This window comes from Bradyrhizobium liaoningense (assembly GCF_018130825.1).
GTDB lineage: Bacteria > Pseudomonadota > Alphaproteobacteria > Rhizobiales > Xanthobacteraceae > Bradyrhizobium > Bradyrhizobium liaoningense_B.
The window spans coordinates 1,356,655-1,371,912 of the sequence record NZ_JAFCJS010000001.1 but is presented as its reverse complement, the minus strand read 5'-3'; the positions used below and the strand labels follow the sequence as shown (position 1 = coordinate 1,371,912).

Here is a 15,258-nt window from a genome sequence, read left to right as displayed (position 1 = left end):
TTTCATCCGTCATTCCGGGGCGCGCCCACTTGGGCGCGAGCCCGGAATCCATTCATCCTCCAGTGATGCCGCGCGATGGATTCCGGGCTCGCGACTTCGTCGCGCCCCGGAATGACGAGGAGGAGAGAGCATGAGCTTCATCACCGGCGTCGGCCTCACGCCTTTCGGCAAGCACGAGGGCTCATCCTCGCTCGACCTGATGAGCAAGGCCGCGCAGGCTGCGCTCGACGACGCCGGGCTGAAGCGCGCCGAGGTCGACGGCATCCTTTGCGGCTACTCCACCGTCTCCCCGCACATCATGCTCGCCACCGTGTTCGCCGAGCATTTTGGCATTCGCCCGTCCTACGCCCATGCCGTGCAGGTCGGCGGCGCCACGGGGCTGGCGATGACGATGCTCGCGCATCATCTCGTGGACGCCGGTGTCGCGCGTAACGTGCTTGTCGTTGCCGGCGAGAACCGCCTCACCGGACAGAGCCGCGACGCCTCGATCCAGGCGCTGGCGCAGGTCGGCCATCCCGACTACGAGGTGCCGCTGGGCCCGACCATCCCGGCCTATTACGGCCTCGTTGCCAGCAGGTACATGCACGAATACGGGGTGAGCGAAGAAGACCTCGCCGAGTTCGCGGTGCTGATGCGCAGCCATGCCTGCACGCATCCCGGTGCGCAATTCCACGATCCCATCACGGTCGTCGACGTCATGGCTTCGAAGCCGGTGGCGATGCCCTTAAAACTGCTCGACTGCTGCCCGGTGTCCGATGGCGGCGCCGCCTTCGTCATCAGCCGCGAGCGAACCGGGGAGACGGGCGTCCGCATCCGCGGCTGCGCCCAGGCGCATACGCATCAGCACGTCACCGCCGCGCCCGCGCTCAGCGAGCTCGGCGCCGAGATCTCCATCGCGCGCGCCAAGCAGGCTGCAGGTCTTGCGATTTCCGACGTGCGCTACGCCGCGATCTACGACAGTTTCACGATCACGCTGGCCATGCTGCTGGAAGACCTCGGCCTGGCCGGCCGCGGCGAGGCGGCTGCGCGCGTCCGCGCCGGTCATTTCGGCCGTGACGGCGCGATGCCGCTGAACACCCATGGCGGCCTGCTCAGCTACGGCCATTGCGGCGTCGGCGGCGCCATGGCGCATCTGGTCGAGGCGCATTTGCAGATGACGGGGCGAGCGGCGAATCGCCAGGTGCGCGACGCCTCGATCGCGCTGCTGCACGGCGATGGCGGCGTGCTGTCGTCCCATGTCAGCATGTTTCTGGAGCGGGTGCGATGATTGAACGTCTAGCGGGCTGGACCGAGGGCGAGCAGGCGATCACCTACCAGACCTGCAGCTCCTGCGGCCATGTCCAGTATTTCCACCGCGCCTTCTGCGCGGCCTGCGGCGCATCGGAGCCGCACGAAGCGCGCGCCAGCGGCAAGGGCAGGGTGTACGCAACCTCGCTGGTCTGCCGCGCCGCAACGCCCGAGACACGCGCGCACGTGCCCTATAACATCCTGCTGGTCGATTGCGCCGAGGGTTTTCGCATGATGGCGCATGGTGACAATGGACTCGCCATCGGCGATTCGGTTGTCGCGAGCTTCAAGCCGTTCGCCGGAAAGCTCGTGCCGTACTTTGCCAAGATCAAATAGTAGGATCCGTCATTCGGGGGCGGTCTGAGGGACCGAACCTGGAACGGGTATTCTGGGCCTGGCCTGTGCGAGAGCCACCCCGGAACGACGAAAACACTCAGAACGCTTAACTCAACGCCCGTAGAACAATATGCTGGCGATGACGAGCATCGCCGTCACCGCCAGCATGTGCGCGAGCGCTCCCGAGGCCGCCCCCTTGGTGGCTTCCTTCATGCCTTTTTCTCCCTAGACTTGGGCGTGACTCATCGTTGCGCGGTAAGCGCGCACGACGGCCAATCGTTTTTTACTCGGAACACCCCTTGCGAGTATCCGCCGCGATTTGTCCCCACGCGGCGAATATCGACTGTGTCAGGGTCGATCAGCAATGCGGCGGCATTTTGACTCGATAATGTTGCTCCTGCGTCCGCTCGCAATTACAGTTTCAGGGAACTCTCGCCGATGGCGACAAAAAGCATCAAAAGATCTGGGAAAACTTCAGGAAAATCATGGCCCGCATTCAGTACAGCGACCCGTCCAAGGCATCCGACCGTACCCGCGAAATCCTCGACAAGAACCGCCACGCCAACATCTTCCGGATGATGGCGCACTCGCCGAGCTACTTTGAGCAGTACTGCCGTCTTGGCGGCGCGATCAGGCACAAGGGCGAGCTCGATCCGGTCGTGCGCGAGCTTGCGATCACGCGCACCGGTATCCTGTGCGAGGCACCGTATGAGATCGTCGCGCACAAGCGCATCGGCAAGAATGTCGGCGTCACCGACGAGCAGAACGAGGCGCTCGAGAACTGGCAGGCCGCGACCTGCTTCAACGAGGTGCAGCGCGCAGCGCTCGCCCTCACCGACGAGATCGTGAAACTGAACAAGCCGACGGATGCGACGTTCAAGGCGATCGCATCGAAGCTGACGCCGGCCGCGCTGGTCGAGCTCCAGCTCTCGGTCGGCTTCTACATCATGACGTCAAAGTTCTTGGAGACGTTCGAGATCGATCTCCAGCCCGTCACCGAAGTGGTGGGCTGATCCAAAATCCGCGGAGAGGGATGCTCATGACGATCGACGAATACGCGGCCTGGGCCGCCACCATCGCGAAAGTTGATGAGCATCCCTCGAACGAGCGCCTGTCCTATCTCGGGCTCGGCCTCGCCGGTGAATCCGGCGAGGTCGCCGAGCACATCAAGAAGCTGCTGCGCGACGACTGGCTCGACAAGGCGGGTCTCGTCGAAGAGCTCGGCGATGTCATCTACTACTGGGCCTGCCTGTGCGCCGCGACCGGCCAACAGCCGTCCGAATTGCTGAAGGCCAGCGCCGCCAAGATCAAGCGGCGGATCAGCGAGGCGGCGAGCCGCTAGGCGGCTCACGTCGACGTCAGAATATCCACCTTGGCATTGGCGACGATCAGGCGGTCGGCCAGCAGCCGGGCGAGGTTGCGCATGATGCACTCGCTGGCGCGCGGGTGCTGCTCGCGGAAGCGCTCGAACTCCTTCAGCGGCGCTTCGAACGCCGTCGCCGCCATGTCGGCGAAGACGTCGGCCGAGCGGGTCGGCTCCAGCAGCGCCATCTCGCCGAACGCCATGCCGGCGGTGAGCGTTGCCAACCTCACGCCGTCGGGCAGCGTGACGTGCACGGCGCCGCTGCGCAGGAAGTACAGCGCGTCGGCGGGATCGCCGGTGGTGAGGATTTTTGCGCCGGACTGATAGGTCCCGATGGTGCAGAGCGAGGCGAGATCGGTCAGCTCTTGCTCGCTCAGCCCTGCCAGCAGCGGCTGTTCGGCGAGCTCGGTGGTCTCATGAAAGTCGATCGAGCCGCCATAGCGGTAGACGATCTGGTCTTCGGCCCATTCGATCGCGGTGTCGAGCAGGTAGAAGTCGCGGACGTTCTTCAGCTCCGCCGTCCATTCGCGCAAGCTGTTCCATTCCTTCGAGGCGCGCCGGACACCGGACAGGACCACGGTGACATTGAGTGCGGCGAGCTCCTCGAAGACTTCAGCGACGAGCCGCGCACCGGCGCGCGTGGTCGAGGTCACGCGATGGAGGTCGAAGATCACGAATTGCGGCCGCGGCCGCCCGGCGAGCCGGCGCGAGACGTAGTCGACCGCCGACAACGACAGCGTGCCGACCAGCTCGATGATCCGCACCTCCTGCTCATGCGCGGCGAGGATCTCGCGCTCCTGCGGCCGGCGCACGCGGCGGGACGGACTCTTGCCGATGTCGTAATCGGCGATGACGGCGTTGCGCGCGTCGTCGCTGCGGTTGAGCATGTGCAGGTCGTAGTGCGAGGACAGCGCCTCGCAGACCTTGATGCCGCGCACGCTGTTGCCGTGCTTGTCGAGTTTTGGCGAATAGCTGCCGAGGCCGAGACGCGCGGGCAGCGCGGCCAGAATGCCGCCGCCGACGCCGCTCTTGGCGGGGATGCCGATCCGGTAGATCCATTCGCCGGCATAGTCGTACATGCCCGACGACGTCATCACCGACAGCGTGCGCGAGATCGCATAGGGCGTCAGCACCTGCTCGCCGGTAACAGGGTTGACGCCGCGATTGGCGAGCGTTGCCGCCATCACCGCAATGTCGCGTGCGGTGACCAGCACCGCGCATTGCCGGAAATAGACGTCGAGCACGCCGGCGACGTTGTCCGAGATCACCGCATTGGTCTTGAGCAGATAGCCGATCGCGCGATTACGGTCGCCGGTCTGGCTCTCGGAGCTGTAGACAGCCTCGTCCACGCCGAGGTCGCGGCCGGCGAAGCGGCTGAGGGCAAGCCGGATCTGCTCAAAAGCCTCCGCGCCCTTGCTGTCGTAGATCAGCCCGGTGCAGGCGATCGCGCCGGCATTGACCATCGGGTTGAACGGATGGTTGTCGGAATTGAGCCGGATCGAGTTGAAGGGATCGCCCGAGGGCTCGACGCCGATCGCACTCTCGACCTTCGCCGCGCCCAGGAGGTCCAGCGCCAGCGCGAACACGAACGGCTTTGACATCGACTGGATGGTGAAGGGCACCCGGCTGTCGCCCACTTCATAGACGTGGCCGTCCAGCGTCGCGAGGCTGATGCCAAAATAGGCAGGGTCGGCCTTGCCGAGTTCGGGGATGTAGTCGGCCACATGGCCGGACGTTTCGGCCGAGAATTCGTTGAGGCACGTATTCAGAAACCGCAGCAAAGGCGGGTTCGAGCGGGTCCAGGCGGAGGCGAGAGGCGATGTCATCGCCTCTCTTGTGCAACGCAATCAGGGTGTGCGCAACCCGTTCGGCATCGGCGTTTGCCGCCGGACCAGCAGCAGGGCGATCAAAACCGTGGGCGCGAGGATGGCAAGGCCGAGCAGCGTCACCTGCATCTGGGACAGCGGCATGATGCCGCCGCCGGGCGTGGCGACCACGAAGCCGCCGATCACCAGCAGCACGCGGATCGGCCATTCCAGCATCCCCGCGCCGCGCAAGTCGCCGACGAAGGACTGGTAGCCCTGGATGCCGCCGCAGATGAAGAGGATGCCGAAACAGGCAAGCCCCGTGAGCCCGAACGCCTCCAGATACGGATTGGGACCCTGGAGCAGCAGCGCCGGATTGAGCACGAAGAAGAACGGGATGAAGTAGATGATGCTGCCGACCCACATGCTCTCCCAGCCCGTCTTCATCGCGGGCGCGCCGGCGATACCGGCCGCCGCGAAGGAGGCGATTGCCACCGGCGGGGTGATCGAGGACAGCATGCCCCAGTAGAAGATGAACATGTGCACCGCCATCTTGTTGAGCCCGAGCTTCTCCAGCGCGGGCGCGACCAGAATGGCGAGAAAGATGTAGCAGGAGGTCGTGGTCAGCCCGAGCCCGAGGATCAGGCTGGTGATCGCGCACATGATCAGCAGCAGGAATGCATCGCCGCCCGCGATGCTGAGCAGATCGTTGGCGAGGCTCGAGATCACGCCGGTGAGCGAGAAGGCGCCGATCAACAGGCCGCAGCCTGCGAGGATCGCGATCAGCTCGACGAACGTCTTGCCGTTGAGCTCGAGGAATTGCAGCCAGCGCGCGCCGCCCCAGTTCTTGCCCGGGAAGAATTCGTTCAGCGCCGCCAGGAGGCACATGCCCCACAGCGCGGCGTTGAGCACGCCGAACCAGAACATTGCCGCCGTTGCCGCGATCGAGGCCGCCAGCACCAGGGTGTTGCCGAGCTTCCAGCGCGCCGGACCCGACCATTGGTGCAGGATCACCAGCAGCACGGAGGCATAGAACGGCGCGTGACTCTCGCGCTTGAAGTAGAGCAGCATCACCACGAGCACGACGATCACGAACAGATAGTACCAGCCGTCCTTGAAAGCATCCCAGAACCGCGGCAGCTCGGCGCGCGGCAGGCCTTTCAGCTTGTGGCGGGCGGCATAGGCGTCGACCTGCGCGAACAGGCCGACGTAATAGAGGATCGAGGGAATGGTCGCGGCGAGCGCAACGTCGGCATAGCCCGTGTTCATGAACTGTGCCATGACGAAAGCCGTGGCTCCCAGCACCGGTGGTGCCAGCACCGCGCCGGTCGAGGCGCAGGCCTCGATCGCGCCGGAATAGGACGGCGTGAAGCCGGTCTTCTTCATTGCGGGGATCGTCATCGTGCCGGCGGTCAGCACGTTGGAGACGATGCTGCCGCCGACGGTGCCGAGCAGGCCGGAGGCGAACACGCAGACCTTTGCCGCGCCACCGCGGAAGGTGCCGCACATCGCAAAGGCGATGTTGATGAAGAACTTTCCCGCACCCGTCATCATCAGTGCGGTGCCGAACACCAGGAAGCCGATCACGGTGTCGGCAAAGGCCTGGATGGGAATCCCGAGCAGGCTCTCGCCGGAGAGCATGTGATAGGAGGTGGTCTGCTGCAGCGTCGATTGCGTGCCGCGGAACGGCCCGAGCCAGCTCGAATCCGCGAACAGCGGATAGAGCGTGAAGGGCAGCACGCTGAGCAAGAGGCTCCAGCCGCCGGTGCGGCGCAATGCTTCCATCAGCACGAACCACATCACGAGCCCGGCGGCGATCACGTTGGTGGGCGCGCCGTCGAACTCCCAGCCGAGCTGCGCCGCCTTGCGAATATTGAGCATCAGCCAGATCGCCGAGCCGAAGGTCGCCGCGAACAGCAGAAGGTCGTACCAGGGGATGCGGTCGAGCGGCGCCTTCTCCGATCCCGGGAAGATCAGGAAGGTGAACGGCAGCATCAAGGCGATCAGCAGGTAGAAATATTCGGTGTTGAGCTGGGTGTAGTCGATGAAGAACCGCAGCGAGAATTGCTGGTTGACGCAGAGGAGGATGGTGGCCGCCGTGGCAACCATCAATACCCAGCGCCACGCGCCCTTCAAGGTACGGACGCGCGTGACCTCGGCCTCCTGCAAGTCAGCGGCGGCGCCGAGATGCGGATCCCTAGACTCAATCTTCTTCGCCGGCGCTGCCGCAGTCTCTGACATCGGCGCTCTCCTCAAAACGATCTGCGGCAGGCAAGTCTAACGATCAGTCAAACCCGTTCGGCATGTCGGCCTTGGCCAGTGCCGCGGCGCGCGCCGTCATCCAGCCGTCGAGGAAGGCTTTTTCGTCCGACGGTGGATTGGACTTGCCGTACTCGGTCCAGGCGACAGCTAACACCTCCTGGCGCTTGAACAGCTTGTTGTTGTGCGCGTCCTGCGCATCGCTCCATTGGCCGGCTTCCTTGAGCGCCTTCACGGAGCCCGGATGCACCGGCACCACCCAGTTCTTGGTCTGGCGATCGGCGGCAAGGCCGCCGGCGCCGGGCGCGGAGTCCTTGTAGGCATCGTAGTTCACGATCATCGCCTTGGTGATGGCGTAGACCTGGTCGGCGGGCTGCGAGGCGTAGGCGACGAAGATCGGGTAGGGGTAGTTGCCGAGCTCGACCGGCTTCTCCGGCGAGATGCCGGCGCCGCAGGTCGCGACCTGCGGGAAGAAGAACGAGCCGACCTTCTGCATCCGCGCCCAGCCTTCCTTGTCCTTGGCCGGCAACGGCGGCCAGATCAGGCCGCGCGGCGAGGTCTCGGCTTCCTTGGCGGGGCCGGTGATGGTGGTGCCGAAGGCGGCATCGACGTCGTTGTTGATCAGCCCTTTCCACATCGCGCCATAGCTGGCGAACTCGACGGCCTTGACGTCCTTCTGCGTCAGGCCGGCGAAGGCGAGCACGGCGAGCGAATTCTGGTTCAGCGCGGGCGAGCCGACCACGAAGCCGACGCGCTTGCCTTTCAGGTCTTTCAGTTCTTTCACGCCAGTGTCGGCTGCGACGGCAAGCGAACCGCAATTGCAGTCGACCGTCGAGAGCAGGATCTGGAGCGGCTGCGGCCCCCATTCCTTCGAGCCGAACTCGAACACGCCTTCCTGCGCGAAATAGGTACCCGATCCCATCGCGGCGGAGGCCGCGCGTTTGGCGCGCAGCGGCGCGAGGCGGGCGACGTCGTTGCCCGCGGGCAGCACGCGCACGTCGGTGCTGTATTTGTCCTTCATCATCTTGCCGACGCCGACCGCGATGTTGAAACCGGCGGTGCCGGTGTCATAGGCGGTGAACGTCAATGTCGCCGGCAGCTTGACGTCTTCGGCGAATGCATAGCGTGTAGACGCAAAAGAAATGCCCGCCACCAAGGCAGGCGCGAGCACGAGCAGCCCACGAAGCATGTTTCCCTCCAATGATCCTCGCGTTTGCCGCGAGGACTTTCATTCTTTGTTTGAAACAGATTTTTATTTGAATCGGATCATGTCATCCGCATCAGGCAATGGCAACGCCGTACCGCGCATGCTGGAATGCGACTGACAGATTGTCGCGGAAACCAGGGATGACGCAGTCAGTTCGCGACGATCGCGATCGCCTGTCCCTCGGCAACGACATCGTCGAGCTTCACCAGAAGCGATGTGATCGTGCCGCTGGCAGGCGAAGGCACCGGGATCTCCATCTTCATCGCTTCGACGACCACAACGTCGTCACCATCCGCAACGGTTCCTCCAACCTGCACGGGAGTTGCGCAAATGCGCCCCGCGATTTCAGTGACGATCTTTATTTCTGGCATGCCAATCGCCTTTTTGTTGTCGTCGCAAAATGCCTGAGGTAGCTTCGTCTGCAAGTGGAATTTAATTCCGCAGAGCGGAACACAACGGTAGGGAACATGGGACGACGTTCGGAGCGGTTGAGTAGGCAAGGTGCGCTCGCTGGCGAAGCCGGTGAGGGTGATGTCATCCAGGTGGTGTCGCGCGCGTTCGATGTGTTGCGATGCTTCGAGGGCCACGAGGCAAGGCTCGGCAATCTCGAGATTTCAAACCGCTGCGGCCTGCCGCGCTCGACAGTGTCGCGGCTCACGCACACGCTGACGCGCATGGGGCAACTGGTTTACCTGCCGCGTGACCAAAAGTATCGCATCGGCCCGAGCGCGGTGGCGATGAGCGCCTCGATGATGAAGGGCGCGCAGCTGCGCAGCATGATCCGCCAGCGGCTCCAGGAAGTCGCCGAGCAGCTGCCGGGCACGGTGGGCTTCGTCGTGCCCGACCGCTTCCATCTCGTCTATCTCCAGTTCGCGCGCTCGGCCTCTGCGCTCGGCCTGCACGAGGGCACCGGCAGCCGCATCTCGATGGCCTCGACCGCGGCAGGCGCGGCCTATACCGCGGCGCTGGCGCCGGAAGTCGGCGATGCCTTCATCGCGGAGATGGAGCGCGAGGCGCCCGAGGCTGCGAAGATCCTCAAGCCTCGCATCGAGGCCAACCGGCAGTCGCTGCGCGAGCGCGGCTATGTCGTGGCCTGCGGCCTGTGGAGCCCGCACATCAACGGCCTCGCGATGCCGATCTGGTCGCCGCAGTACCAGACCTTCGTCGTCATCACGATCGGTCTTCTCTCGGCGATGTATGACGAGCAGCGTCTGCATGACGAGGTCGCGCCGCTGATGCTCGCGCTCGGCCGTTCGCTCGGCAGCCTGATGGAGGGCGCGGAAGGCGACGTCTTCAACAATCGTATCTCGCGTAAACCGGTCGCGATGGCCGTGCACAACAATAACAAGCCGATCAATTCGGAGGGAGTGAATGAACTGGAAGCCGGAACTCGACGAGCTCGCCCGGCGCGAAGCCTTCGCGCGGGAGATGGGCGGCGTTGACAAGGTCAAGCGACAGCATGACCAGGGCCGGCTGACTGTTCGGGAGCGTATCGACAAGCTGATCGACAAAGGCAGCTTCCACGAGATCGGTGCCGTCTCCGGCATCGGTGAGTACGATTCCAGCGGCGATCTGAAGAAACTGACGCCGGCGAACTGCGTGTTCGGCCGCGCTCGCGTCGACGGCCGCACCGTCGTCGTGGTCGGCGACGATTTCACCGTGCGCGGCGGCTCGGCCGATGCATCGATCTCGGCCAAGCCGCTGATGGCGGAGGAGATGGCGCACGACTTCCGTCTGCCCATCGTCCGCATCATCGAGGGATCCGGCGGCGGCGGCTCGGTCAAGACCATCGAGACCAAGGGCGCGGCCAACCTGCCGGGCGGCATCGGCGGCACGCGCTGGTATCGCTTCACGACCGAGAACCTGTCGCGCGTGCCGGTGGTCGCGCTCGGCCTCGGCTCGGTTGCGGGCTTAGGTGCGGCGCGTCTCGCCGCCAGCCACTATTCCATCATGACCCGGAAGTCCGCGATGTTCGTCGCGGGCCCGCCGGTGGTGAAGGCGCTGGGCCAGGACCTCTCGAAGGAGGAGCTCGGCGGCGCCGATATCCAGACCCGCGCCGGTGCGGTCGATCATGCCGTCGACACCGAGGAGGAGGCCTTCGCCTGCGCGCGCCGCTTCCTCTCTTATCTGCCGTCGTCGGTCTACGAGCTGCCGCCGACCTTGCCCTGCACCGACAATCCCGAGCGCGGCGACGAGGCGCTGATGAACGCGGTGCCGCGCAACCGCAAGCAGGTCTACAAGATGCGGCCGATCATCGAGTCGGTCGTCGACAAGGGCTCGTTCTTCGAGGTCGCCAAGAATTTCGGCAAGCCGATCATCGTAGGCCTCGCGCGGCTCGAGGGCCGGGCGGTGATGGTGCTCGCCAGTGACAGCTTTCACTATGGCGGCTCCTGGACGGCGGACGCCTGCCAGAAGGTGGTGCGCTGGGTCGACTTCGCCGAGACCTTCCATCTGCCGGTCGTCTATCTCATGGACTGCCCCGGCTTCATGATCGGCCTCGATGCCGAGAAGGCCGCCACCATCCGTCACGGCGTCCGCGCCATGGCCGCGGTCAACCAGACCACCGTGCCCTGGTGCACCGTGATCCTGCGCAACGCCTTCGGCGTTGCCGGCGTCGTGCATCAGCCGGCCGATCGCTTCTCGATCCGCTACGCCTGGCCGTCAGCCTATTGGGGCTCGCTGCCGCTCGAAGGCGGCATCGAGGCCGCCTACCGCGCCGACATCGATGCGGCCGAGGACAAGCCGGGCAAGCTCAAGGAGATCGAGGAGCGGTTGAACAAGCTGCGCTCGCCGTTCCGCTCGGCCGAAAAATTCTGGGTCGAGGAGATCATCGATCCCAGGAAGACGCGGTCGCTGCTGTGCGAGTTCGCGCGGCTGGCCGAGCCGCTGCGGAAAGAAGGGCCGCCGGAGAACATGACGATCAGGCCGTGAGGGCGGATTGACGCGGCGGCGGCTTCGACCTCGGCGATACTGCCGGTCGGGGCGCCGCCCGCCGCGCGCCTCCCGGCACCCCATCGCTGCAATCTCCGGGAACCTGTTTAATTGGCGTTAATGATGCCTTCTCAATAAGACACATCTCAATTTGTTGCAGTCCATGTTTATGGATTGCCCGTAAGCGTTGATTAAGAAGCCCATCCTCATATTCCGCCCGTGATGAGGCGAGGAATGGGCTGAAAACCCCTCAATCCGCCCGATCACCAGTTTCGGATGTGTCGCTGCCGCAACGACGGCAATCAGGGTTAAGGGCAATGCTCCGCCGCGCAATGCTTCGTTTCGCGAGAGACCGGAAGGCCAACGTCGCCATCATCTTCGCCCTGATGATGGTTCCGACCATCTTTCTGCTGGGCATGGCGCTCGACTATACGTTGGCATTGCGCAAGCGGGAGCAATTGAACGCGGCCGCCGACGCCGCCGCAATCGCCGCCGTCAGGCCGGCGATGCTGACGCAGACCGATAGCGCCGTGGTCAAGGCGACCGCGCAAGCCGTATTCGCCGCCAAGGCGAACCTCCCGGGCCTGTCGTCCGTTCCGACGCCGACGGTCACCGTCACCGATTCCGGCCTGGCGCGGACCATCACGGTGTCCTACACCGCGCAGTCCGTGAACAATTTCCCCGGCGTTCTCGGCCGGCAGACCTGGCAGATCGGCGGCTCCTCGACGGCGAAGGCCTCGAGCGCGCCCAACATGAATTTCTACCTGCTGCTGGACGACTCGCCGTCGATGGCGATCGCCGCGACCCAAACCGACATCAACAACATGATCACAGCCACGAAGAACCAGCCTTCGGGGTCGAAGAACTGCGCGTTCGCCTGTCACGAGACAAATCCGCAAAAAGACAGCGGCGCATCGTCCTCGACCAAGGACAATCTCTATATCGCCCGCGCGAACAACATCACGCTGCGCATCGACCTCGTGCAGAATGCCGTCACGCAATTGATGGTCGGACCCTGGACGTGCCCGCAATCGGGTGTGTCGGGCGGCGTCATGCAGTGCATGGCTGCACTCAACAACACGACCTACAACGCCGCCATCTATACCTTCGACTACGGCCTGAACACGATCCAGACGCTGACCACCCCGACCAGCGCCGGCACGAAGATCTCCAACATCCAGCTGATGACGGTCGACCACCAGAACTGCATCATCACCAACAGCTCGGGCAATTGCGTCTACAGCACCGACTACGGCACGGATATCTCGGGCGGGCTCACGGGCGTCAACGCCGTGATGCCGGCGCCGGGCACCGGCACCAACCAGTCGGGCGACACGCCGCAGGAGGTGGTCTTCCTCGTCACCGACGGCGTCGAAGACAAGCTGATGCCGAAGCCGGGCACCTGCGATGCCAATGCGACCTATCCGCTTCCGACGGGCAGCAGCACCACCGTGCGCTGCCAGCAGCCGCTCGACACGACGATCTGCACAACGATCAAGAACCGCGGCATTCGCATCGCGGTCCTCTACACCGAGTATCTGCAACTGACGACCGACAGCTGGTACAACAGCCGCATCGCGCAATTCAACAATCCATCCTCGTCCTCCGGCACGATCGCACAACGGCTGCAATCGTGCGCATCGCCTGGCCTGTATGCGAGTGTGCAGACAGGTGGCGACATTTCCGCGGCGCTGACCAACCTGTTCATCAAGGTCGCGTCCAGCACGGCCAGCCTCGTGCAGTAGGGAAAAGCGCCATGACGAGGCCGGGTGTTGCAACAACGAAGAGACGCCGCAATCGCTGCGCTGCTTTCGCGCGGGACAGCAGGGGGGCCACGGCCGTCGAATTCGCGCTCGTGGCCGCGCCGTTCCTCGCCCTCATCATCGCCCTCATTCAGACGTTCCTCGTCTTCTTTGCCCAACAGCTGCTCGAGAACATCACGCGTCAATCCGCGCGCCTGGTGATGACCGGGCAGGTGCAGTCTTCGCAGATGACCCAGGCCGCCTTCAAGCAGAAGGTCTGCGATCAGATCTCGATCCTGTTCACCTGCAGTGGTCTGATGGTTGACCTGCAGGTGGCCAATTCGTGGTCTGCCGCCAACACGGGCATGCCGACCTTGACCTTCGACAGTTCGGGAGCCGTCACGAACACCTGGCAATACAATCCGGGAGATGCCGGCGACATCGTCGTTCTCCGGGTGATGTACGTATGGCCCGTCACGCTCGGGCCGCTCGGTTTCAACCTCTCGAACCTTTCGACCGGCAACCGGCTGCTGACGTCGTCGGCCGCGTTCCAGAACGAGCCAGGAGCCTCCTGATGATCGCCGCCTTGTCGTCTCGCGCTCGGCGCTTGCTAGCCGATGTCCGCGCTGTTGCAGCGACGGAGTTCGCCATCGTGGCGCCGTTCATGCTGGTGCTCTACATCGGCGGCGTCGAGCTCGGGAACGGGCTGGCGATGAACGTCAAGGTCAGCGCCACCGCGCACAGTGTCGTCGACATGGTCACGCAGAATACGTCAATCAGCACGGCCCGCATGCAAGCCATTCTCGGCTCGGCGCAGGCAATCATGGCGCCTTATCCCGTCAAGGATGGTAGCGGCGTCTCGCTCATTACGATCACGGTGTCCGAAGTCTCTACCGACAGCAGTGGAAACGCGACTGTCCAATGGAGCGAGTCGACCAGTTCGACGGGGGCGAGAAAGAAGGGTGATCCGATGACGTTGTCCTCGTTCACCGCACCTGACCCGAAGAATCCCACTAATGCGAACATCTCGCTCATTCTGAGCGAAGTTTCCTATAATTACACGACGAATCTCGGCTACACCATCGCCGGTACCGTGAAGCTGAGCGACAGCTATTACCTGTTCCCGCGCTGCTCGACGAACAGCCCGGCCGTGTCGACCTTTCCGTACTACGACGTGAAGTATTCGTCGTCGTCGACGACCTGCACATGCATCCAGCATCTGCAGCAAAAGAGCTGCTAAGGGCGTCATTCGGAAAAGCGCACAGCGTTCTCCGGAAAGATCATCCTCGAACAACAAATCAAGGTGCGATGAGAATTGATCTCATCGCGCCTTGGCCTCATGAGGGGCCGGAGCGCCTGCGTTGCCGTTCACTCCGCTTCGCCGGCCATCGTCGTTCGTTCACGGCAGCGCGGACGACCTCCGCTACGGTGTTGCGGACCTCGAGGAAGGCCTTGGTTTGCGGCCGGTCTGTGAGAGCAACCAGCGCAAGCGAACGCGACAGCGGCGGATCGACGATGCGGCGGGCGTGATATTTCTCCGCTGCGATGTCTGCAAGCACCGTGGCGCGGGACAGGATTGCGCATCCGAGGCCGGCTTCGAGCGCCATGCGCAGCGCCGACAGGGAATCGACCTCGAGCGTTGGGCTCGGGACGATCTGGTTGCGCAGGACCTGCGTCTGGATGATGGCGCGGGAGGCCGGCAGCGGCGTCAGCCCGAGCACGCTCTTCTGCGGAATGGCGGAGAAGGGGATCGGACCGGAGGACCGGCCGATCAGGCTCGAATGCCCGACGAGGAAGAGATCTTCCTCGTGCAGCCACTCCACATCCAGCCGGGCATCCCGCGGCGGATTGTACGCCAGCGCGAGGTCGACCGTGCCCGAGAGGACGCGCTCGATCAGCGCCGGTGACAGCGCTTCGATGATGGTCAGGTGCACGCAGGGGGAATGCTTGCGGACCGCCTTCATCAGATCGAGCGCGACCATCGCGATCGCGGTGTGGCTGAGGCCGAGGCTCACCGGTCCCGTCGCCGCCTCGTTATAGCTCCGCACGTCCTCCTCGGCCTTGCCCAGGCTCGCGAGCACCGCGCTGCCATGTTCGTAGAGCCGGCGTCCCGCCGCGGTCAGCGCGATGCCGCGTGGCCGCCGTTCCAAAAGCTTCACGCCGAGATCGGCTTCGAGCGCCGCAACGTGATGGCTGAGCGCGGACTGCGCGATGTTGAGGGTCTCGGCGGCCCGCGACAGCACGCCGGCGTCGGCGATCGCGATGAAATATCTGATCTGCCGCAATCCGAGCGCCATGGCACTTCTCCCCATCGATCGATCTAATAAT

At 64.2% G+C, this 15,258-nt stretch carries 14 protein-coding genes; 9 read left to right on the top strand and 5 right to left on the bottom strand.

Going from position 1 to position 15,258, the window contains the following annotated elements:
- Positions 1-130: 130 nt before the first annotated feature.
- The 4 genes from JQ603_RS06745 (at position 131) to JQ603_RS06730 (ending at position 2,965) form a co-directional block, all read left to right on the top strand.
- Positions 131-1,267, top strand: coding sequence for a thiolase family protein (locus tag JQ603_RS06745; RefSeq protein ID WP_212337576.1), 1,137 nt, complete (start codon positions 131-133; stop codon positions 1,265-1,267).
- Positions 1,264-1,623, top strand: coding sequence for a Zn-ribbon domain-containing OB-fold protein (locus tag JQ603_RS06740; RefSeq protein ID WP_212337574.1), 360 nt, complete (start codon positions 1,264-1,266; stop codon positions 1,621-1,623). The genes JQ603_RS06745 and JQ603_RS06740 overlap by 4 nt, the downstream gene beginning before the upstream one ends.
- A gap of 485 nt (positions 1,624-2,108) precedes the next feature.
- Entirely contained in the window at positions 2,109-2,636 is a 528-nt protein-coding gene (locus tag JQ603_RS06735) for a carboxymuconolactone decarboxylase family protein (protein WP_212337572.1), read from the top strand.
- A 26-nt stretch (positions 2,637-2,662) separates the two neighbouring features.
- Complete coding sequence (locus tag JQ603_RS06730; RefSeq protein WP_211403189.1) at positions 2,663-2,965, top strand: nucleoside triphosphate pyrophosphohydrolase family protein; 303 nt, start codon at positions 2,663-2,665, stop codon at positions 2,963-2,965.
- Between the two features lie 5 nt (positions 2,966-2,970).
- On the opposite strand, the gene glsA is transcribed toward JQ603_RS06730, so the two are convergent.
- The 4 genes from glsA to JQ603_RS06710 all read right to left on the bottom strand — a co-directional run bounded on the left by glsA (position 2,971) and on the right by JQ603_RS06710 (position 8,628).
- Complete coding sequence (gene glsA, locus JQ603_RS06725; RefSeq protein WP_212337571.1) at positions 2,971-4,812, bottom strand: glutaminase A; 1,842 nt, start codon at positions 4,810-4,812, stop codon at positions 2,971-2,973.
- Between the two features lie 21 nt (positions 4,813-4,833).
- On the bottom strand, positions 4,834-7,032 hold the full coding sequence (locus JQ603_RS06720) for a TRAP transporter permease (protein WP_245003392.1): 2,199 nt from the start codon (positions 7,030-7,032) through the stop codon (positions 4,834-4,836).
- 43 nt (positions 7,033-7,075) lie between these two features.
- Positions 7,076-8,239 (bottom strand): TAXI family TRAP transporter solute-binding subunit, encoded by a 1,164-nt coding sequence (locus JQ603_RS06715; RefSeq protein ID WP_212337569.1) that lies wholly within the window; start codon positions 8,237-8,239, stop codon positions 7,076-7,078.
- Positions 8,240-8,406: 167 nt separating this feature from the next.
- Positions 8,407-8,628 carry an acetyl-CoA carboxylase biotin carboxyl carrier protein subunit gene (locus JQ603_RS06710; RefSeq protein ID WP_194387824.1) on the bottom strand — a complete coding sequence of 74 codons (222 nt, stop codon included), beginning with the start codon at positions 8,626-8,628 and terminating at the stop codon, positions 8,407-8,409.
- 96 nt (positions 8,629-8,724) lie between these two features.
- On the opposite strand from JQ603_RS06710, the gene JQ603_RS06705 reads away from it, so the two are divergent.
- The 5 genes from JQ603_RS06705 (at position 8,725) to JQ603_RS06685 (ending at position 14,170) form a co-directional block, all read left to right on the top strand.
- Positions 8,725-9,699: an IclR family transcriptional regulator gene (locus tag JQ603_RS06705; RefSeq protein ID WP_212337567.1), complete on the top strand. Its 975-nt coding sequence runs from the start codon at positions 8,725-8,727 to the stop codon at positions 9,697-9,699.
- Positions 9,629-11,188 (top strand): acyl-CoA carboxylase subunit beta, encoded by a 1,560-nt coding sequence (locus JQ603_RS06700; protein WP_212337565.1) that lies wholly within the window; start codon positions 9,629-9,631, stop codon positions 11,186-11,188. The genes JQ603_RS06705 and JQ603_RS06700 overlap by 71 nt, the downstream gene beginning before the upstream one ends.
- 317 nt (positions 11,189-11,505) lie before the next feature.
- Positions 11,506-12,933 carry a TadE/TadG family type IV pilus assembly protein gene (locus JQ603_RS06695; protein ID WP_212337563.1) on the top strand — a complete coding sequence of 476 codons (1,428 nt, stop codon included), beginning with the start codon at positions 11,506-11,508 and terminating at the stop codon, positions 12,931-12,933.
- Between the two features lie 11 nt (positions 12,934-12,944).
- The gene (locus JQ603_RS06690; protein ID WP_212337561.1) at positions 12,945-13,505 is read left to right on the top strand and encodes a TadE/TadG family type IV pilus assembly protein; all 561 of its coding nucleotides are present in this window, start codon (positions 12,945-12,947) and stop codon (positions 13,503-13,505) included.
- On the top strand, positions 13,505-14,170 hold the full coding sequence (locus JQ603_RS06685) for a TadE/TadG family type IV pilus assembly protein (protein WP_212337559.1): 666 nt from the start codon (positions 13,505-13,507) through the stop codon (positions 14,168-14,170). The genes JQ603_RS06690 and JQ603_RS06685 overlap by 1 nt, the downstream gene beginning before the upstream one ends.
- A 97-nt stretch (positions 14,171-14,267) precedes the next feature.
- Here the strand turns inward: JQ603_RS06685 and JQ603_RS06680 are convergent, their stop codons facing one another.
- On the bottom strand, positions 14,268-15,227 hold the full coding sequence (locus JQ603_RS06680) for a LysR family transcriptional regulator (protein ID WP_212337557.1): 960 nt from the start codon (positions 15,225-15,227) through the stop codon (positions 14,268-14,270).
- Positions 15,228-15,258 lie beyond the last annotated feature (31 nt).